The organism is Pseudoalteromonas ostreae (assembly GCF_018069805.1).
Classification (GTDB): domain Bacteria; phylum Pseudomonadota; class Gammaproteobacteria; order Enterobacterales; family Alteromonadaceae; genus Pseudoalteromonas; species Pseudoalteromonas ostreae.
This window is the reverse complement of record NZ_JAGPYN010000027.1, coordinates 38,696-59,015: the sequence shown is the minus strand read 5'-3', so window position 1 is coordinate 59,015 and position 20,320 is coordinate 38,696. Positions and strand designations below refer to the sequence as shown.

15 protein-coding genes are annotated in these 20,320 nt (G+C 41.7%); 5 read left to right on the top strand and 10 right to left on the bottom strand.

What is annotated here, in order from left to right; all coding sequences use genetic code 11:
* Positions 1-569: 569 nt before the first annotated feature.
* Positions 570-2,561, bottom strand: a complete 1,992-nt coding sequence (gene tkt / locus J7338_RS17805; RefSeq protein ID WP_210798301.1) for a transketolase — start codon at positions 2,559-2,561, stop codon at positions 570-572.
* Between the two features lie 276 nt (positions 2,562-2,837).
* On the opposite strand from tkt, the gene metK reads away from it, so the two are divergent.
* Entirely contained in the window at positions 2,838-3,989 is a 1,152-nt protein-coding gene (gene metK, locus J7338_RS17800) for a methionine adenosyltransferase (protein ID WP_054204302.1), read from the top strand.
* Between the two features lie 170 nt (positions 3,990-4,159).
* On the opposite strand, the gene J7338_RS17795 is transcribed toward metK, so the two are convergent.
* Both J7338_RS17795 and J7338_RS17790 read right to left on the bottom strand, forming a co-directional pair.
* A complete protein-coding gene (locus J7338_RS17795; protein ID WP_210798300.1) occupies positions 4,160-4,567 on the bottom strand; it encodes a diacylglycerol kinase in 408 nt (135 codons plus the stop codon).
* A 900-nt stretch (positions 4,568-5,467) separates the two neighbouring features.
* Positions 5,468-6,988, bottom strand: a complete 1,521-nt coding sequence (locus tag J7338_RS17790; protein ID WP_210798299.1) for a CYTH and CHAD domain-containing protein — start codon at positions 6,986-6,988, stop codon at positions 5,468-5,470.
* A 214-nt stretch (positions 6,989-7,202) separates the two neighbouring features.
* On the opposite strand from J7338_RS17790, the gene J7338_RS17785 reads away from it, so the two are divergent.
* Entirely contained in the window at positions 7,203-7,802 is a 600-nt protein-coding gene (locus tag J7338_RS17785) for a TIGR04211 family SH3 domain-containing protein (RefSeq protein WP_210798298.1), read from the top strand.
* 100 nt (positions 7,803-7,902) lie between these two features.
* Here the strand turns inward: J7338_RS17785 and J7338_RS17780 are convergent, their stop codons facing one another.
* Positions 7,903-8,385, bottom strand: coding sequence for a winged helix-turn-helix transcriptional regulator (locus tag J7338_RS17780; protein WP_210798297.1), 483 nt, complete (start codon positions 8,383-8,385; stop codon positions 7,903-7,905).
* Between the two features lie 170 nt (positions 8,386-8,555).
* Here J7338_RS17780 and putA point away from each other — a divergent pair, with 170 nt between their 5' ends.
* Entirely contained in the window at positions 8,556-12,359 is a 3,804-nt protein-coding gene (putA, locus tag J7338_RS17775; RefSeq protein WP_210798296.1) for a bifunctional proline dehydrogenase/L-glutamate gamma-semialdehyde dehydrogenase PutA, read from the top strand.
* A 108-nt stretch (positions 12,360-12,467) separates the two neighbouring features.
* Here putA and J7338_RS17770 read toward each other — a convergent pair whose 3' ends face one another.
* Both J7338_RS17770 and J7338_RS17765 read right to left on the bottom strand, forming a co-directional pair.
* A complete protein-coding gene (locus tag J7338_RS17770) occupies positions 12,468-13,493 on the bottom strand; it encodes a general secretion pathway protein GspB (RefSeq protein ID WP_210798295.1) in 1,026 nt (341 codons plus the stop codon).
* Positions 13,494-13,506: 13 nt separating this feature from the next.
* Positions 13,507-14,424: an ExeA family protein gene (locus tag J7338_RS17765; RefSeq protein WP_210798294.1), complete on the bottom strand. Its 918-nt coding sequence runs from the start codon at positions 14,422-14,424 to the stop codon at positions 13,507-13,509.
* Positions 14,425-14,552: 128 nt separating this feature from the next.
* Here J7338_RS17765 and J7338_RS17760 point away from each other — a divergent pair, with 128 nt between their 5' ends.
* The gene (locus J7338_RS17760; RefSeq protein WP_210798293.1) at positions 14,553-15,662 is read left to right on the top strand and encodes a tRNA nucleotidyltransferase/poly(A) polymerase-related protein; all 1,110 of its coding nucleotides are present in this window, start codon (positions 14,553-14,555) and stop codon (positions 15,660-15,662) included.
* A gap of 9 nt (positions 15,663-15,671) precedes the next feature.
* Here J7338_RS17760 and J7338_RS17755 read toward each other — a convergent pair whose 3' ends face one another.
* The 4 genes from J7338_RS17755 to J7338_RS17740 form a co-directional block, all read right to left on the bottom strand.
* The gene (locus J7338_RS17755) at positions 15,672-16,175 is read right to left on the bottom strand and encodes an Lcl C-terminal domain-containing protein (protein ID WP_210798292.1); all 504 of its coding nucleotides are present in this window, start codon (positions 16,173-16,175) and stop codon (positions 15,672-15,674) included.
* A complete protein-coding gene (locus tag J7338_RS17750) occupies positions 16,172-17,842 on the bottom strand; it encodes an Lcl C-terminal domain-containing protein (protein ID WP_210798291.1) in 1,671 nt (556 codons plus the stop codon). The genes J7338_RS17755 and J7338_RS17750 overlap by 4 nt, the downstream gene beginning before the upstream one ends.
* A 99-nt stretch (positions 17,843-17,941) precedes the next feature.
* On the bottom strand, positions 17,942-18,274 hold the full coding sequence (locus J7338_RS17745) for a hypothetical protein (protein WP_210798290.1): 333 nt from the start codon (positions 18,272-18,274) through the stop codon (positions 17,942-17,944).
* A 16-nt stretch (positions 18,275-18,290) separates the two neighbouring features.
* Positions 18,291-19,019: a DUF2982 domain-containing protein gene (locus J7338_RS17740; protein ID WP_210798289.1), complete on the bottom strand. Its 729-nt coding sequence runs from the start codon at positions 19,017-19,019 to the stop codon at positions 18,291-18,293.
* Positions 19,020-19,264: 245 nt separating this feature from the next.
* Between J7338_RS17740 and J7338_RS17735 the strand changes: the two genes are divergently transcribed.
* Positions 19,265-20,317 carry an efflux RND transporter periplasmic adaptor subunit gene (locus tag J7338_RS17735; RefSeq protein WP_210798288.1) on the top strand — a complete coding sequence of 351 codons (1,053 nt, stop codon included), beginning with the start codon at positions 19,265-19,267 and terminating at the stop codon, positions 20,315-20,317.
* Positions 20,318-20,320 lie beyond the last annotated feature (3 nt).

The window sequence follows — 20,320 nt, the reverse complement described above, 5'->3', positions numbered from 1 at the left end:
ACTATCAACCCCAGCGGGAAGAAGCTTCATAAATCGAGCTGATTTTTCTGCTAGCTCTACCTGTGATTCCATAATTCACTCTAACTCATAACATTTTATAATGCGCTAATCGTTAATATTCCTGCTGATTTAACGCTCATATTTCTAAATTATTATAGTTTTAACAAATTAGCTAAGATATTACTATCACTAAGTTTTTGTTCAGCTTAAAGCAAAATCAGATAAGGCAATTTGAACACCATACAATCGGGGCTAAAGCACCCTCCTACGATTTTACTTGACACTATACATACGCGCTAAAGCACGACCTACATAGACAACGTGCGAAACAAGTTTCACGCCTACAAGGTATTACAAACAATCGAAAAAAGCGGCAAGAATAATCGGGGCTAAAGCCCCCTCCTACGGCTTTTCCCTAGCACTGCGCCTCAGACTTAAAACTGATAGCTGATAGCTGACGGCTGACGGCTGACGGCTGACGGCTGACGGCTTAAAGCTTACAGCTCTGTATAAAAAAGCCCGCACTGCGTTTAGCACAGTGCGGGCTTTTTACATTTTAACCTTTAAGGTTAAAATAATTCGTTTGCTTTGTTTACGATATTTTCTACCGTGAAGCCAAAGTGCTCAAACAGCTCATTAGCTGGTGCTGACTCACCAAAGGTGGTCATACCTACTACAGCGCCGTTTAAGCCTACGTATTTGTACCAGTAATCAGCAATACCTGCTTCTATTGCTACGCGGCGTGTAACGCTTGCTGGTAATACGCTTTCTTTATATGCAGCGTCTTGTGCATCAAATACATCGGTCGATGGCATAGAGACAACACGTACTTTTTTACCTTGCTTACGCAGTTCAGCGGCTGAATCTTGTGCTAATTGCACCTCAGAGCCAGTTGCGATTAAGATAAGCTCAGGCTCACCATCACAGCTAAGTACATAACCACCTTTTTTCACATCGCTTAATTGCTGCGCTGAACGAGTTTGTTGAGCAAGGCCTTGGCGCGTGAAGATAAGTGACGTTGGGCCGTCTTTGCGTTCAATCGCTTGTTGCCATGCAATTGCAGATTCAACTTGGTCACACGGGCGCCAGTTCACTAAATTAGGCGTTAAACGCATACTAGCAATCTGCTCTACTGGTTGGTGAGTTGGGCCATCTTCACCTAAGCCAATTGAATCATGCGTGTATACAAAAATGCTTGGCACTTTCATCAGTGCAGCCATACGTACTGCATTACGTGCATATTCCATAAACATTAAGAAAGTAGCGCCGTAAGGAATAAACCCTTTATGCAGTGCAATACCATTCATGATGGCTGACATACCAAACTCACGTACACCGTAATAGATGTAGTTACCGCTTGCGTCATTCGCTTCAAGGCCTTTAGAACCTTTCCAAATTGTTAGGTTAGAACCTGCTAAATCCGCAGATCCGCCCATAAACTCTGGTAACAATGGACCAAATGCATTTAATGCATCTTGCGACGCTTTACGCGATGCTGGGTTGGCAGGGTTTGCATCAAGTTGCTCAATATACGCTTGAGACTTTTCAGCCCAATCAGCTGGTAGCTCTGAGCGTGTGCGGCGTTTAAATTCGGCGGCTAATTCTGGGTGTGCAGCAGCGTATGCGGCAAATTTCTCATTCCAATTTGCTTCAAGTTGCTTACCTTTTTCTTTACCATCCCACTGACTGTAAATATCAGCTGGGATTTCAAATGCCTCGCCAGTCCAACCAAGGAACTCACGAGCAGCTTTAATTTCGTCTTCACCTAGTGGTGCACCGTGACAATCGTGGCTACCTGATTTATTCGGTGAGCCATAACCAATCACTGTTTTACAGCAAATCAGGGTTGGTTTATCCGTGATGCTGCGTGCTTCTTCGATGGCTGCACGAATTGCGTCTGAATCATGGCCATCAACGTCACTTACTACATGCCAACCGTAGGCTTTAAAGCGTGCAGGTGTATCGTCGCTAAACCAGCCTTCCACTTCCCCATCGATCGAAATACCATTGTCATCCCAAAACGCCACTAACTTACCAAGGCCTAATGTGCCGGCAAGTGAACATGCTTCATGAGAAATACCTTCCATTAAGCAGCCATCGCCTAAGAAAGTATATGTGTGGTGATCAACAATATCGTGACCTTCGCGGTTAAATTGCGCGGCTAATGCTTTTTCAGCAATCGCCATACCCACTGCATTTGTGATCCCTTGACCTAGTGGGCCCGTAGTGGTTTCAATACCTGGCGCATATCCATATTCTGGGTGTCCTGGTGTTTTTGAATGCATTTGACGGAAGTTTTTAATTTCCTCAATTGGCAAATCATAACCACTTAAGTGCAATAGAGAATAAATAAGCATTGAACCGTGGCCATTGGAAAGTATAAATCGATCTCTGTCTACCCACTCTGGATTTGTTGGATTATGGTTTAGATAATCGCGCCATAGTACTTCTGCGATATCAGCCATGCCCATAGGGGCTCCAGGGTGGCCTGATTTGGCCTTTTGTACTGCGTCCATTGATAAGACGCGAATAGCATTTGCAAGTTCTTTGCGAGACGGCATGAATTCTCCTACCTTTAACTGTATTTGCGCTGGTTGTTATGTGTTTTTCAAGAACACCCATTCTTACTTATTGTAGGGGCTATGTGCAATTAAAAACCTTGATTAAATTGGCTATTATGAAAATTTTTTAAGAACAAAAAGTTATTAGTAACTTTATTTAGACGTCTAGGCGTAAAAACACTATGCAACTATGGTTGTTTTAGATAAAATACGCCCCTAAATTTTTTTAGCGCTCTTACCGACGTTTGTGAAGCGCAATATTTGTGAGCAAAGACAATGGCAAAACATTTATTTACTTCTGAATCTGTTTCTGAAGGTCATCCGGATAAAATCGCGGACCAAATCTCTGACGCGGTACTAGATGCCATCTTAGAACAAGATTCTCATGCCCGTGTTGCGTGTGAAACTTACGTAAAGACTGGTATGGTTATGGTTGGTGGTGAAATCACTACTAGCGCATGGGTTGATATCGAAGAAATCACACGTAAAACTGTACGTGAAATTGGCTACACTCATTCTGATATGGGTTTTGATGCTGATTCGTGTGCAATTTTAAACACGATTGGTAAGCAATCTCCTGACATCAACCAAGGTGTTGACCGTACAAGCCCAGAAGAACAAGGCGCTGGCGACCAAGGCCTAATGTTTGGTTACGCATGTAATGAAACAGAAGTGCTAATGCCTGCACCAATCACTTACTCACACCGTTTAGTACAGCGTCAAGCGCAAGTACGTAAAAGCGGTGAGTTAAACTGGTTACGTCCTGATGCAAAATCACAAGTTACTTTTGCATATGAAAACGGCAAGCCAGTAGGCATTGACGCTGTAGTACTTTCTACTCAACACAGTGAAGACATTTCACAAAAAGATTTAGTAGAAGCTGTGATGGAAACTATCATCAAGCCGGTACTTCCAGCTGAGCTTATCACTAGTGCTACTAAGTTCTTTATCAACCCAACTGGCCGTTTTGTTATCGGTGGCCCAATGGGTGACTGTGGTTTAACAGGTCGTAAAATCATCGTTGATACTTACGGCGGCATGGCTCGTCACGGTGGCGGCGCATTCTCTGGTAAAGATCCATCAAAAGTTGACCGTTCAGCTGCATACGCTGCACGTTACGTTGCTAAAAACATCGTTGCTGCTGGCCTTGCTGACAAGTGTGAGCTACAAGTATCTTACGCAATCGGTGTTGCAGAGCCTACGTCAATCAGTGTTGAAACGTTTGGTACAAGTAAGCTTGAAGAGTCACGTTTAATCGAATTAATCCGTGAACACTTTGATTTACGCCCATACGGCCTAATTCAAATGCTTGATCTTGAGCGCCCAATTTATCTACCAACAGCGGCTTACGGCCACTTTGGCCGTGACGAATTCCCATGGGAACGCACAGATAAAGCGGATGCACTTCGCGCAGCAGCTGGCCTATAATCTCAGCCTTATGTGAATGTAAAAAAAGCGCCAATTGGCGCTTTTTTTATACCTGCTGATTATGTTGCTGTAAATGCCTAGGTTATTGTCGCGAGGTAAACTCGCTGCTACCAGACGTAGGCTCAGGTTTACCCCGCGCAATTAAAGCCAGTGACGTTTTGCCTAACTCCCTAACCTATCAATGTAAGTATCTTTTCATACCCAGCCACAACCCATACAATAAATAACACTATCAGTGCTAATGTCACAGCCGCTGAAGCGATATCTTTCGCACGCCCAGATAGCACATGATATTCCACACCAACTCTGTCGGTTAAGGCTTCAATGGCAGAGTTGAGCAGTTCAACTATCAATAATATTAAAAAGCTCACAATCAATAATGCCCAATGCTGTAATGATTGCGCTAGCCAAAAAGACAGCGGCAGTAATACTAGCCCTAGCGCAAGTTCAGTACGAAATGCTGACTCTTCCTTAAATGCAGCTTTAAACCCCTTAATAGAGCATTGGGTTGCTTTTAAAATACGCCCAACCCCTGTGCCATTGGGTTTGTTTACTAAATTAATCTCTGGTTTAGTCATTGTATAATCTTTCGCGTGTAAGTTTTGTTTGCTTATCTAGTGATGAACCAAGCATATTACTTTAATCCATACCTTGAGTTTATAAATACCAGACTGTCGCTATATACTGGGTATATGGCGACAGTCCGTGCATCAATTTCGACAAATTGCAGTGATGTTGTCAGTTATATCCTACTCATTGACCCTATAATACCCATAAAGTGCCGATAAATCACCACGCCATGCTGCTCATGCGTTGTATTATTTGAAAACCAAATCCCCTTCGCTCTTGCGTCGCATTAAATAATGACTGCTCCATGCTATAAAACTGAGTATTTTCTGTCACAATTAAATCTATTAACTACGCTTCTAATGTATTCACCTCTGTCGGACAATCTGCGGCCGACTTATTAGGCTAGTTATATTTGTCTAAATCGAGATTCACGCCAGCATTAGGGGCCCGAATAAAATACAGGGTAACGAATTTATGATGTTATAGTTGTAGGTAAAACGTTATCTAAGTAAAGGCACTATACAATGCTTAACTTCGTATATTCCTAGCGCGGGAGGGTTACCGATTATTAGCGTTCAGCAATCGGCCACGGCGAGTCAAACTCGTGTGTACAATAGTTTCAGAGGAACTTAATTACTCTAACACTTCCGCATGGGTAACATTTTTATCCACAACGGTGCGCTGCCGCTATCACTTAGCAATATCATAAAAATCATTGGCCGTGACGCCTTCTACAGTGTTCTCAGCCTGCACTTCAAAAATACCATTGTCATGTTTTTTGTAGTACATACTTGCACCATCACGCTGTTTTCAGAGTTGCCAATGCTGAACACCACTGAGCGCATTGGCACTAAATAATAACATTGGTAATAATACCCGCCGTACCAGGTGTATTCTCTATGTACTAGCTACTGCCAGTAAGGCGATATTTTATATGAAGCTAAGCGGCTTTGTTCCATTGCGTCGACCAAGAATTCGGACTTTCTTTCAAGCCAGCTTTGAATTTTTGCCAGCTCTTCATCATCTTGTCCTGCACATAACTGCTTTAAATACTCAAGCGTACTGAGCTCGTACATGCCATGTGAAATATCTAACCATGGTATACGAAATTCACTGCGTTCATCTTTTTCAAATAACGAACCTAAACAGTTACCACTGAGTAAGCTGTTTTCTAAACGCATGCGTAAATCCAAGTAATCCTTAACAGTCAGTGTTTTTTGTTCTGGAAGTAACTGATGAAGATCTTGCCAATCTTTTTCAAATAATCGATTAGCAATCTCAGCGACTGGTTGTTCCGCTGCTTGAAACTGTACTTGTCCCCAACTTCTACGCCATTGTTTATCCACCAGCCAGGTGGTTAAAGACAACAATAGGCGGTTATAACGGGCACTATGAAATAGTCGATTAATATCATCAATACTCGGCTGTAGCTCTTTTAAGTCGTTGATGACTTGAGTCAACTCTGGCGCACTGTTAATTTTTTTATAGTAGGCATGGCGCTTGGAGGTATAGGTTTTAAGTTGGATAGCGTTTTCAACCCACGCCAATTCACTTAATAGCCATTTTAGCTCGGTGCGTAATAGCTCGGTGGTGCTTTTATCAACAATATCATCAAATAACCAAAACGTATGGCGGATTAGACTAATACCATCAGTTACACGCTTAAGCGTTTTTAAACTCGGCTTGTCGAAATAACACTGTTCGTGTTTTTGTACGAAACGAATACCAAAGCCAATTGCGGCTATAAGTGCTTGCTCTTGCGTTGCATTGTTAGGCAATGATACAAAGCCAATTGATTTACTTGGCTTAAGTGGTTTTTCATCCGCAAGGCGATAACCTCGAGCGGCTTTTGAATAAAGCCCTAATCGAATATTACTTTGACTCACTAACTTATCGGCTAAAGTAAATAATTCATCGCGGCTACCTTCAACTAGTTCAATTTCAAGCTCACAAATTGGCTCCATCAAACCCGATGCAGATACTTCACCTTTATCTAACACCACCTCAATTTTAGCGCCGCTGTCGGTTTCAATTAGCCAAGTACGACGAATAAAATTAGTACTAAAAATAGGGTAAAGATTAGCGGCAATTGCACTTATTTGCATACCATGCGGCCAAATACTGGCATCAAATGCAGTTATATTTGGTCGGCTACTTTCTAGTGGTAAATTATATTCAGGTCGTTGATGCAACCCGCCTATAACGTCTCCAGCAAGTTTAATGGTTTGCTCACATTGATGATCAGCACACCGGGTACGAAAACCGATATCGAGCGCTCTTAATTCACGGCTCGGTGTGTCAAAATAAGCATTTTGTAAACTACGCGAAGGTTTATTAGTAACCGTTTTTGCAAATTGAGTAATTAACGCGGGGATCAGGGGAATTACGGCGTCTGACACCAAAAACTTCAGTTCTATCTCAGTATCCATTTGGCTTGAGGATTACCTTTAAAATAAATAAGAGCTCAAAATAAACAAAGCAGCCCAACATTGCAAATTTTTTAGCTTATTTGAATCAGCAAACAGCAGCTATGATTACAATATCAGCCTTGCTATTAAGGCGCTAAATCCATACTATCTCAATACTTAACTATGAATAATACGATTGCTGTCCCACGGACGGTTACATTAACAGGGTAGATTGATGTTTAAACATTCTTTTTTAGCTTTGCTATTCGCGGCGGCCGCATTTATGAGTCACGCTGAAGAAACTGATTCAGCTAGCGACGCAAACACCGCATATATAGTCGATAACCTTTATACATTTATGCATTCAGGCGCGAGTAAAAATTACCGTATTATTGGCTCTGTTGATGCAGGCACTAAATTGACGCAATTATCTACTGAAGAAAATGACTTTATTAAAGTTGTTGATGATAAAGGCCGTGAAGGCTGGGTTGAAGCTAAGTTTGTGTCAAAAACAGCAGGGATCCATCAACAGTACCGTACTTTGAGCGAAGAAATGGCATCAGTGCAAGAACAACTGCGCCAAGCACAAATTGAATTGCCACAGCTGCAAGAGCAACGCCAAACTTTAACTGATCAAAACACAGCTCTATCAGAGCAGATTGCTAAGTTAAAAAGTACCTTAGAAGTTGAGCGCACTGAAAAACAACAAGCCGGTGCAAAAGAAAAACGTCAGCTATTAACCTATGGTGGCGCGATTGCATTTATTGGCTTGTTCTTAGGTATTATTTTGACTATCGTATTATCACGTCGTAAGCGCTACGACGGCTGGGCATAATCGATAACCACTATATTTAATACTAAAAAAGCACCCTAGGGTGCTTTTTTAGTGCGCGGGGTAAACCCGCGCCTACGTATTGGTAGCTGCGAGTTTACATTTAAGTATCGAGTCTGAGCCCTGTATCTTGTTTAATTTTTTCGATCACCATATAAGTATGGTGCGTACCGACACCCGGTATATCAACTAAGTCTCCAAGCACTTGGCGATATTCATCCATATCCGAAACCCGAATTTTTAATAAATAATCGTATCCTCCTGCCACCATGTCACATTCAACCACTTGTTTAATTCTTAAAATATGCTCTCGGAACACTTTAAACACCGCAGTATTTGAGGTCACTAATGACACTTGCACATGCGCGACTAAACTTTGATTAAGTTTTGCTTCGCTCAACTTAGCAAAGTAGCCCTCAATATAACCTTCTTGTTCAAGCCGTTTCACTCGGTCAAGACACGGGCTAGGGCTTAAGTTAACCTGCTTTGCGAGGTTAACATTAGATATTCTGCCGTTTTTTTGCAGAACGTCTAAAATTGCTAAATCGATACGATCTAGCATGCGTAATCTATTCGGACTTGTCATAACAGAATTTTATGCGGATAAGTTTAAGGTATGCCCTGTAAATTATCGTAAAACGCCAAATTTAACCAGCATATTCTGCTGGAATTTAATTAGAATGCACGCATTACACAGATGAAAATCAGGCAGCAAAATTTTTTCGCTGCAAGACTCCACACACCAGAGGGTTGCTTATGTTATTCGACGGCGATTTGACAACAACGTGTCCAATTCGACAAAAAATCCGTGACTTTTACCGCATCGATGAAAATGCCGTAATTGATCATATTTTACCGCTTGCTGAAGTAGGCGTAAAAGCCCGCAGCCGTGCTTGGGAACGTGCTCGCCAAATAGTTCACAATATTCGTCGTGACCAAGATGGTCAAAGCGGTGTTGATGCACTTTTAAATGAGTTTTCGCTTTCAAGTGAAGAAGGTGTGGTATTAATGTGCTTAGCAGAAGCCCTGCTTCGTGTACCAGATAAAGCAACTCAAGATACCCTAATTCGCGATAAGTTAGCTAAAGGCGACTGGAGCTCTCATTTAGGCAGCAGCGACTCACTATTCGTTAATGCGTCATCTTGGGGCCTATTAGTGACCGGTAAAATGGTTAACTACACTGATAAAACCAAAGAACAGCAGTTTGGTGTACTGAAAAAAACCATTGGCCGTCTAGGCGAGCCGGTTATTCGTAAGTCAGTAAACTTTGCTATGAAGATCATGGGTAAGCAGTTTGTAATGGGTCGCACCATTGATGAAGCTATCGAGCGCGCTGCTGAGAAAGAACAAAAAGGCTATGTATATTCATACGATATGCTAGGCGAAGGCGCACGCACCATGAAGGATGCTGAGCGTTACTTTAATAGCTACATGAATGCGATTCATGCAATTGGTAAAGCAGCAAATGGCCGTGGTCCAATTAAGAGTCCTGGTATTTCAGTTAAGCTATCAGCTATTCATCCTCGTTATGAGTTCACACATAAAGAACGTGTAATGAGCGAAATTGTGCCTAAGCTAAAAGAGTTGGCGCTGGTTGCTAAAAGCTACGATATTGGTTTTACCGTTGATGCAGAAGAAGCAGACCGTTTAGATATCTCACTTGACGTAATCGAAGCGGTATTTAGTGATGATGACCTAGCTGGTTGGCATGGATTTGGTTTGGCGGTTCAAGCCTATCAAAAACGTGCTATTTTCGTCATTGAATGGTTAACAGAGCTTGCAGGGCGTGTTGGCCGTAAAATGATGGTGCGTTTAGTTAAAGGCGCATACTGGGATACTGAAATAAAAACTACTCAACAAGATGGTTTAGAGCACTTTCCAGTATTTACCCGTAAAGCGACTACCGATGTATCGTACAAAGCCTGTGCAATCAAAATGCTAGAAGCGCGAGATGTGCTTTATCCACAATTTGCAACGCACAATGCCTACACTGCCGCAACAATTTTAGAAGTGGCTAAAGGTGATAACCAAGGTTTTGAATTCCAACGTCTGCACGGTATGGGTGAATCATTATTCGACCAAATCGTCACTGAAGAAAAAATTCAGTGCCGTGTATATGCCCCAGTTGGTCAACACGAAGACTTATTGGCTTATTTAGTACGTCGTTTACTTGAAAACGGTGCAAATTCATCGTTTGTAAATGCCATTGTAGATACTACTAAGCCGGTTGAATCATTATTACCTGATCCAGTAGAAACACTGCAAGGATTACGTAATAAGTACAACACCCAAATTAAGATGCCAATTGATTTATACGGCGCAGAGCGTGCTAATTCAAAAGGCATGGATTTAACTGATATCAATGCCATCACTCCATTCAAAGAAAATCTTGATAGCTGGTTTGCAGAGCACCGTATTAGTGAAAGCGATATTCCTGAAGGTTCAATTGCAGTTAAAAACCCTGCAAACCATAAAGAAATCATCAGCCATGTGAAGCTACAAAATAGCGATGAAATGCTTACCTTGCTTGCTAACGCAGAAACTGCGTTTGAATCTTGGTCGCAAACGCCAGTTAAAGAACGTGCTAACTTACTTCGCCGTATCGCTGACATTTTAGAGCGTCATCACGATGAGCTTGTGGCTATCTGTATCAAAGAAGCCGGTAAAGTAGCCCAAGACGGTATTGATGAAGTACGTGAAGCAGTAGATTTCTGTCGTTACTACGCAGCCCGTGCGGAAGAACTGAGTGAAGATGAGCGTTTTGAAGCCCGTGGTGTGATCTTATGTATCAGCCCGTGGAACTTCCCTCTGGCAATCTTCTTGGGTCAAGTTGCTGCTGCAATTGTAACCGGTAATACAGTTATCGCAAAACCTGCTGAGCAAACGAGCTACATCGCGCTGCGCACTATTGAGCTTATGCTATCAGTCGGCTTACCAGAACATGTGGTACAGCCTGTTATCGCTCGTGGTAGTGAAGTAGGTAAAACCATTGTTCCTGATGAGCGTATTCAAGCGGTTATGTTCACTGGTTCAACAGAAACTGGCACACTTATTTCGCAAACATTGGCTGCTCGTAATGATATTCAAGTGCCATTAATTGCCGAAACAGGTGGTCAAAACTGTATGATCGTTGATTCAACAGCACTGCCTGAGCAGGTTGTTGACGATGTGATCAGCTCTGGCTTCCAAAGTGCCGGTCAACGCTGTTCAGCGCTTCGCGTATTATTCTTACAAGAAGACATCGCTGATGGTGTAATTGATATGATCAAAGGCGCACTAAAAGAGCTACACATTGGCGATCCATCATTACTATCAACCGATATCGGCCCTGTAATTGATGAAAAAGCTTTAAAGAACTTAAACGAACACGTTGAGTACTTAAAGGGCAACGCAACACTGCATTATGAATGTGACATTCCAGATAACAGCGAAAACGGAGCGTATTTCTTTGCGCCACGTTTATATGAGATCAATGATTTATCTGTACTTAAACGTGAAGTATTTGGCCCATGTGTGCATATCATCCGCTTTAAAGGCACAGAGCTTGATAACGTGATTGACCAAATTAATAACACTGGCTTTGGTTTAACCATGGGTATCCATTCACGTATTGAAGAGCGTTGCGAGTACCTAGCAAAAATGTCGCGCGCGGGTAATGTGTACGTTAACCGTAACATGATTGGTGCAATTGTTGGCGTACAACCGTTTGGTGGTCGTGGTTTATCTGGCACAGGTCCTAAAGCAGGTGGCCCTAACTATTTAACTCGTTTAGTTAAAGAAAAAGCATCGCCTGAAAACGTGCAAATGACAAACTTAACACCAGACGAGCTTGACACTCACCACTATTCAGGTGCTGCTGAGCAAGTCGAGAAGTTAATGGCAAACTCAATGCGTGATGAAAAAATTTGGCGCGCTACACCATTAAATGATCGTGTTTCTGCAGTACGTCAGCTGCTTGCTAAAGTAGCAACGGTTGATATTATCGATGAGTTAGCAGACGATTTAGCACTGACACTTGCCGATGCACGCGCACAGCTTAATCGTCTTGAAAAGCACATGCGTAAGTTTACAACATTGCCAGGGCCTACAGGTGAATCAAACACCCTTCACCTTGAAGCGCGTGGCTGCGTTGTATGTTATGCCGATAAGAGTACCTCGTTTAACTTCTGGGCTATTTCGATCATCACTGCTCTTGCAGCTGGTAATACGGTGATCACCGTAGCGTCTGAGTTATTCTATGACGAAGCCGTAGCTTTTAAAGATAAGTTTATCTCAACAGGTATTGCTGAAGGTGTATTCCAAGTAGCTAGACCGAATCAATTACAAGCTATTTTAGCGCATGCTCATTTGGCCGGTGCAGTTGTTGCAGCGCGTTCATCACGCTTAGGCTATTTCAGTCAACAGCTAGCACAACGTAAAGGGGCAATCTTGCCAGTGATCAGTGCTGAGTACTACGACACGCTCATCAAACGCTTAGTGACCGAAAAGACCATTAGTATTGATACCACAGCTTCAGGCGGAAATACATCATTAATGACTTTAGTTGAAGACGACGAGTAGAGTTTAAGTTGATATTAAAAAAGGGCGCTAATTAGCGCCCTTTTTGCTATTAAAGCCTTTAAATTAAGTAGTTTCTTCCATAATCGCATACGAAAAAATCGTGTTAATTCATTTGCTCGGCCAATCTTGCAGTGCCTTTAAGCTAAATTCATAATCATCAAAACTCAACACCGTTTGCTCAGGAGTGATCTCTAATACTCTTAAGTCCCCAATACTATCGCCCTCGTATAACTCCCGATTATTGAGCTTAACCCATCGTTTATCAGGTGATGATGAGTAAATATGCGCTTGGTATTTAATTTCTGGCATCAATGCCAGCAAAGCATCTGGTAGTAACTCAATCGGCTCAGCATAAGATGAATTTCTAGTGCCTTGCGTTACTTGATGAGATTGGGTGCTTTGAGTATCTTCGATAGCGCGAGCAAAGGCATTTTTAAGCGCCGTTGGTACAGTTTCAAGCTCTTCATCATTTCCTGCTGCCAACGGCTTTGATTTATCACTAGTCGGTTCGCCAATAGGCTTCCCCAATACTTTGTATTTACTCATATCGATATTGCTAGCGCTATTGTTAATCATTGGCTGCATTTGCACTGCATTAGGATTATATTGCTGCTGAGGCGCTGCATATACTTGCTGATAACCATTAGGTGTTTGTACCAGCATTGGCTGACCTTGTGAATAAGCTGGTGCAGTATTTACTGGCACTTGCACCCACTGATATTGCGCTGCTTGTTGGTATTGCTGAGGGTGAACAAATTGCGGCTGAGACATCGGCTGCGAGCTAGCAACTTGCGCTGGGCTAGTTTGTACTGGATTTGTTTGCACAGGTATCGATTGCTCAGACTTCACTGTGGCAGGTACAGGTGTTTCGTCATCAGCAGGCTCCACTGATTGATCCTGAACAGTCGTTACCACTTGTTCAGGGGTATTTAAATGATTTTTTTGTAACCATTTACCAATTGAAAATCCTGCCATCAAGGTCAATAAAAAAGCAACCAACAAGCCAAGCGAAATTGCAATAACACGATAGCGTTGTAACTCTTGCTGCTGTTTTAATTGTTCAGCGTTTCTGTCATGTACTGACGCTTCGTCATGTTGTTCTGATTGTTTTAAGGCTTCTAATAAATACGACATATATGACCATTAATTAAAGAATAAACGACAAACCAATACCCATACTGAACACAGTTAAAAATGCCAATGGATAGAGCCAATTAAACGACGACTGCTGCGCTACACTAACAGCATTCAATGCACTCGGCGGTAACGCCTCTTGTGCAGAGCGCATTACTATATCACTATCAATCATGGTTAGCTGCTTAGAAAAAGCGCCCATTAAACAGCGTTCACATAATAAATTTACTAAACGCGGAATACCTGCCGTAACTAAGTGAATTGTTTTTAACGCATCATTTGAAAACAGCCCTCGATCACAACCTGCCACATATAAACGGTGTTTAACGTAAGCAAAGGTTTGCCCCTCGGTTAATGGTAGTAAATGATAACGGGCAGTGATACGCTGCGCTAACTGACGCAACTCATTACGCTTTAATAAAGCCTGTAATTCTGGCTGACCAACCAATACTATTTGTAGTAATTTTTTATGGTTTGTTTCTATGTTAGTTAATAAACGAAGCTGTTCTAGCACGTCAGGGGCTAAAAGCTGAGCTTCATCAATGATCAAAATAGTGTGGCCACCAGCTTGATGATTCGCTTCAAGATGCTTTTTAATTGCATCTGTTAAGGTTTTTAACGTCGCATTTTGCTCGTCATAAACAATATGAAATTCATCGCAAATACTCGCTAACAGTTCCAATTGTGACAGTGCTGGATTATGGATCAACGCCACTTGTGTGTTTTCAGGTAGCTGCTCTTGCAAACTGCGGGTTAAGGTCGTTTTCCCTGTTCCCACCTCTCCAGTTAACAATACAAACCCACCGGCTTCACCTAAGCCATAAGTTAAATGCGCCAACGCTTCTTTATGGCGTTCGCTTAAAAATAAGTACTGTGGATTTGGCGCGATTGAAAACGGCTTCTCTGACAAGCCAAAATAGCTTAAATACACCCTAAATTCCCTTACTGATTAAATCACGGCCTATAATGGCAAAAAAACAGCGTAAGTGAAAACCTTGTTAGCGTTTTATTGGCTAAATAACGTAAAATAGTTTGCACAGTTAATATTCAGGGGAAGTTATGCAAGTTTATTTGGTCGGTGGCGCGGTTCGCGATGAACTACTTGGACGAGTTATTAAAGAGCGCGATTATGTGGTAGTAGGGGCAACTCCTGAGCAACTACTCAAGCAAGGCTATCAACAAGTCGGTAAAGACTTTCCGGTATTTTTGCACCCAAAAACTAAAGAGGAATACGCACTAGCTCGTACTGAGCGAAAACAAGGTCAAGGTTACAGCGGCTTTGTCTGCGAGTTTTCAGCAGATGTCACCTTAGAAGACGATTTGCGCCGCCGCGATTTAACCGTTAACGCCATTGCAAAAGCACACGATGGCAACTTAATTGATCCTTATGGCGGCAAGCAAGATTTAGACAACCGCATTTTGCGCCATGTATCTGACGCATTTAGCGAAGATCCTCTACGTATATTACGCGTTGCCCGTTTTGCAGCTCGTTATCATTATCTTGGTTTTACCATTGCCGAAGAAACCCGGCAATTGCTAACACAGATGATCAACCAAGGTGAGTTACAAACACTCACCGCAGAACGAATTTGGCTTGAATGTGAAAAGTCATTAACGGATAGCGCATTTGCTGAGTTTTTGAATATTTTAGCCCAGTTAGGTGCGCTTAGTGCTATCAGCCCAGCCTTAGCAGGTAAGTGGAGCGATGAGTTATATCAACAACTAAAAACCCGTTACGCTTACGCACAAAGCCAAAATATCACCGATCAGCCACTATTATTTGCACAAGCCACCAGCTCGTTAACCGCCGATGACATAAAAGCAGTTAGCCAAACGATTCGCCTTCCCAATGACGTACGCGACCTCGCATTACAACTCAATGCCCACCAAGCAACCTTAACTAGCCAAACAATTACCGCAGAGCAATTACTCGATTGCTGCAATCAACTCGATTTATGGCGCCGCCCTGAACGATTTGACGAAGTACTTAGAGCTATTGAGGTTAATCAAGCAGTCCCTCTGACCAACCAACAACAATTATTAACAGCAACCAAAACGGCAAGAGCAATTAACCCACAGCAATTTATTATCCAAGGTATAAAAGGTGCTGAAATAAAAACCGCGCTAGAACAAGCGCGGTTAGAGGTATTTCAGCAGTATTTAAATTAACTAAGCTCGCTACTTTTCATAACGAACCAAGCGTAGGTACACAAACGAGGTTTTATCGTGCAAACTGTTAAGGCCTCTGTCAAAGGTGTATACCCACGCTGAAGTTTTATCGGCAATACCTGAAGTATTTGTCCAATAGTTTTCACTTTTATTACCTAAAAATACAGATTGATTAATACTTGGGGTAACACAGCTGTGCTCTAAAATACTAGCAAGCTCTTTATTATTAGGTACTTGCCAATCTGTATATGCACCGGTTCGGTCATTCACTGCGGCTCTTAGCGCCTCTTGCCAGTTTACTTTTACAGCACTATTAATACAGCCAGTGGTTGTGGCATCATAACCTTGTCCATAACTACAGGTTTGCCACATAAGTCCTGTAACACTGTCACTGACAGTTCCATCTGAATTTACAGTGAAGCGTGTACTAGGTGTCGTTTGCGCTACGCCTTCATAGCACACAGCCATTACTGTAGGAGTCACCAACAATAAGCCAATTAATAATGATTTCATTGTGTTGCTCCTGCCGTTCTTACTAACCGAACAAACGCGGTATTACTCTTTGGATAAGCCAAATCGTTCCCGTCGCTCATATCAAAAATATACGCTTGCGATAAGCTAGTCCCATCGACTGCGGTTTGTGAGGTCCAATAAATGAGTCCATCCGCGAGTAAGTTACTATTAGGTGTATTGGGAAAGTAGTTTTCATCAAGTAATATTGATTGTCCATGCTTACCATAATTAAGTAGCGTTAACAGCTCAGTATAGCTAGGCACTCGCCAATTAGTACCGCCACAGTAATCAAGAGCATTTACTGCATTAACGTACACTTGCAAATTACAGTTACTATTACTTGGGCAGGTACTGTTAGGCGTACCTGGACTACTCCCCGTTTGCACACCATCTTCATTGGTTAAATACCAAGTATAATGATTTTGTCCTTCACGCAAAGCCGTATTTGGCAAAGTGCCTGTATTAGGACTTTTTACTTCCCAAATCAGACCCGTAACGTTATCGCGAATACAGCTAAAATTAGCGGCGCTATCTAACAACTCATCGGCAAACTGATTAAGTTTTGTCAAGTCAAAAGCCTGCTCACCTCGACCCACTTTTTCGATATGTGATCCAACGCCACTATCGCGACCAACAGAGGCATCTTGACGAGGAAAATCGGTGCTTGTACAGGCTATTTCTTGGGTATTGTTATAACACTTGCTCATCCCTGTATCATTGATTAGACCCAATGCCTTTGAGTTAACGACAATATCAACACTATCTTTAGCTGTGCGCCCTTTGCTATCAGTCACGGTTACTTCAAAAGTATGGGTGTTGACTGCCTCTGTTGCCGGTGCTGTGAAAGAAGTAATACATTGCTGCTGGTTATCAAGCACCACTGTGCCAGCGGTTTGCTGCCAAAAACACTTAAATGTTTCGGTCACAGTTTCTGATGCTGTGGCATCTAAGGTGACTTTATCCAGCTCAACAACACTCTGATCGACACCTGCATTAGCGATGATCACTTCGCTGGTTTTGTTTAGGGTATGAGAATACTGCGTGTTAGACTCCCCCCCCTCATCGTCCACCACTGTTATTAACCAAGTGATCAAGGTATTAGTATCGAGTAACGGATGCGAGAAACTAATTGTCGCGTTGCTATTATTATCTACTGCAAGCGTTGGCCCTACAATCTGTTGCCAGTTGTAGCTATTAATTTGTCCATTTTCATCTGGATCTATCGAGCTTGCTGCGCTAAGAGTAATTATATCTTTATAATCAGAAGGTAATGTTTCTGGTGCTGTTTGAGTAACAATCACTTGCGGAAGTTGATTATTTGACTCAATTTCAATCAGCAAGTCATCACTGACTAATTGACCATCGATAGTTTGATAACTAACGCGCAGTAATAGCTCGCTGTTTGCTTTTATATCTGGAGCCGTAATTGTTTGTTGCGCACCAACAAGGGGGAAATCAGCAATAATTGGTCCACTTACTCGCTGCCAGGTAAAGCTACCATCTGTGGGCGACCCTTTAGCTTCAATAGTAAATTCACTTTTTTCAATAATACGCTGATCATCGCCAGCAAATACAGATGCTGCAACCACAGGATTATCGTTGCCGCCTCCACCTCCGCATGCTGTTAATACAGCAAACAACGGTAAAACCATGAAAAGGGGTTTCATGCACTAGTTCCTCATTTAAAACTGAAATTACGTAGCTTTAATAATAGCCACGCCAATCAATAAATTTGGCAACAACAATACCAGATGAAAAAAACAGTGTTATAAATAGCTATCTTGGTGAATGCGGACAAATAACTTTGTGCCTATTTTACTATAATCGACCTTATACTCGCGACCATCCAGCGCCTGAATAAACAGCAAGCGTTTCTCTTCACCAAATACATCAGCACTACCTATGTAAACCATATCGAGGTAGCGCTCTTTAGCTTCGCGACGATTTTTTGGTAGCTCTTCTTTAAATGGCTCTAAACCATGTGGAGTTACCTTGATTCTTGGGTGCACTTCAGAATTCACGATCACTAAATCGAGTTTTTTATCTTTATGGATTATGGTATTTCGACCACTTTTTATAAAAGATCTATCTTGACTCATCGCTTCATCCTACTAACTAACGCCTATTTTCAGGCGTTTTACTCTCTAATTGAGATTCTATAAATACGACTGGGTTATTCCGCCATGCATTTAAGCTATGACTAAAATCCCAAATACTTCTATCTAATACACTTGCGGGTAACAGTAAATCATATCCTGTTAATTGCCGAAGATGTCGCATCCTATTGGCAAACATGGCTATCAAGCCATTAAAACTGCGACCATTCACTGAAGTATAATAATTATCCTCAATTAACCATTCTGATGGGCAATTGCCATTTTTGCAATGTTTTTGAACCACTTGTATAAATAAATGTCGTTGTTCGATCAATAATTTACCAGCAATTCTTGGTGCTAATTGTAATAAAAATTCATCAGTGTCGTTAAGTTTAATACCTACTGCATTTAACTCAAGTTGTTCAAGCTGTTGTTCTACTTTAGGAATCCCACTGTGGTGGATGTTTGCATGTTTAATACACCAATAGCCATATTTGTGCTGATAAGTAAGTTCTTGTTCTGTAATAACTAAACTATAAAATGGTTCTTGCGTTTTTAAAAAACCAATAAAAATGGCAACCACGCATAAACTCACTAAAAAAATTTCGAAAATGCTAATTTCTCCGGGCCGTAACAAATTAAATAACATAGTGAATATAAGCCCCACCGCACCAACGGTGAGAATTTCGATACCATTGCGCGCTCCTTGTGCACGCAATTTCAAAACTGTGTTTTTGCGTTTAACCATAACGATAAAAAACAATATAAAAAACGTACATAATTATAGTCCAAATTATCAATTTACGTACTTTCATACAACGCGGACATTTAGTTGCTAACTTCATAACTCTCTCATACACAAACATAAAATAGGAACTAACTGAAAAAAACTTAACTTTTACGCCTAACCAACAGATTTATGAGATACGCGGCCGCCAATTCACGCTGTAATTTTGTACACTAGAGGCAATTAATTTTCCGGTATTTTTAACAATGTATGCAAAGCAATCTGGCAAAGCGCTATTTCCATTTATTATTACTCTACTTCTGGGGCTATGTGTTTATCTTTATTTCCCAAGCAGCCAAGGTGAGCAATCTAACTTCACAAAAAAAACAACGCAAGTAACCGCTCACACTGTTGTAAGTGAAGAAAATGCCGTCCTCATAGAGGCTATCGGCAGTGCACGCGCAAATCAAGCAATTTATATACAAAGCGCACAAAATGATTACGTAACTAACATTTATTTTAAAGATGGTGACTTAGTCAGTAAAGGTCAAAAGCTCGTACAATTACAATCGTTACAAGAAGAGCTGACAGTAAAAGAGCTGGCAATTAACTTACGCGAAGAAAAACGTCAACTTGAGCGCTTAACTGAGCTCTCCCGCTCACAGGCAACCGCAAAATCATTATTAGAAGAACAACTTTCTCGTGTTGATGCCACCGAAGCACAGTTAGAAAATGCCAAAACAAAACTATCTGAAATGACCATTACAGCACCTTTTTCAGGCATTTTAGGTAAGCGTCAAATTTCAATTGGTGCCTATGTAAATAACAGCACCACAATTACCAGTTTAGATGATATCAGCATAATTAAAGTCGATTTTAAAGTTCCGGAAAAATACCTAGCGCAATTAAACGTTGGCATGAAAGTTATGACTCAAAATGATGCTTACCCAGAACAAACATTCACCGGTAAAGTAACCCACGTTAGTACGCGTATTGATGCAATTACTCGTAGTGTTGAAGTCACAGCCAGCTTCGCGAATAAAAGTGGCTTATTACGCCCTGGCATGTTGCTTAATACGGCCCTGCAATTGAGCTCTAACCAAGCCATGATGGTGCCAGAAAAAGCGGTGATCCCACAACAAGATAAACATTATGTTTTTCAAATTGAAGACGGAATAGCCACCAAAGTAGAGGTTCACGTTGCAGGTCGTCACAATGGCTGGGTTGCCATTGATGAAGGTATTAGTAATGGGCAGCAAATTGTTACAGAAGGAATTATTAAAATTCGTTCTGGTAGCAAAGTGTCTGTGAAGGGGTAAACC

What these genes read in the sequence shown, in the direction of transcription:
- tkt (WP_210798301.1), bottom strand. Translation starts at nt 2,561, where the DNA reads ATGCCGTCTCGCAAAGAACTTGCAAATGCTATTCGCGTCTTATCAATG.
- metK (WP_054204302.1), top strand. Translation starts at nt 2,838, where the DNA reads ATGGCAAAACATTTATTTACTTCTGAATCTGTTTCTGAAGGTCATCCG.
- J7338_RS17795 (WP_210798300.1), bottom strand. Translation starts at nt 4,567, where the DNA reads ATGACTAAACCAGAGATTAATTTAGTAAACAAACCCAATGGCACAGGG.
- J7338_RS17790 (WP_210798299.1), bottom strand. Translation starts at nt 6,988, where the DNA reads ATGGATACTGAGATAGAACTGAAGTTTTTGGTGTCAGACGCCGTAATT.
- J7338_RS17785 (WP_210798298.1), top strand. Translation starts at nt 7,203, where the DNA reads ATGTTTAAACATTCTTTTTTAGCTTTGCTATTCGCGGCGGCCGCATTT.
- J7338_RS17780 (WP_210798297.1), bottom strand. Translation starts at nt 8,385, where the DNA reads ATGACAAGTCCGAATAGATTACGCATGCTAGATCGTATCGATTTAGCA.
- putA (WP_210798296.1), top strand. Translation starts at nt 8,556, where the DNA reads ATGTTATTCGACGGCGATTTGACAACAACGTGTCCAATTCGACAAAAA.
- J7338_RS17770 (WP_210798295.1), bottom strand. Translation starts at nt 13,493, where the DNA reads ATGTCGTATTTATTAGAAGCCTTAAAACAATCAGAACAACATGACGAA.
- J7338_RS17760 (WP_210798293.1), top strand. Translation starts at nt 14,553, where the DNA reads ATGCAAGTTTATTTGGTCGGTGGCGCGGTTCGCGATGAACTACTTGGA.
- J7338_RS17755 (WP_210798292.1), bottom strand. Translation starts at nt 16,175, where the DNA reads ATGAAATCATTATTAATTGGCTTATTGTTGGTGACTCCTACAGTAATG.
- J7338_RS17750 (WP_210798291.1), bottom strand. Translation starts at nt 17,842, where the DNA reads ATGAAACCCCTTTTCATGGTTTTACCGTTGTTTGCTGTATTAACAGCA.
- J7338_RS17745 (WP_210798290.1), bottom strand. Translation starts at nt 18,274, where the DNA reads ATGAGTCAAGATAGATCTTTTATAAAAAGTGGTCGAAATACCATAATC.
- J7338_RS17740 (WP_210798289.1), bottom strand. Translation starts at nt 19,019, where the DNA reads ATGGTTAAACGCAAAAACACAGTTTTGAAATTGCGTGCACAAGGAGCG.
- J7338_RS17735 (WP_210798288.1), top strand. Translation starts at nt 19,265, where the DNA reads ATGTATGCAAAGCAATCTGGCAAAGCGCTATTTCCATTTATTATTACT.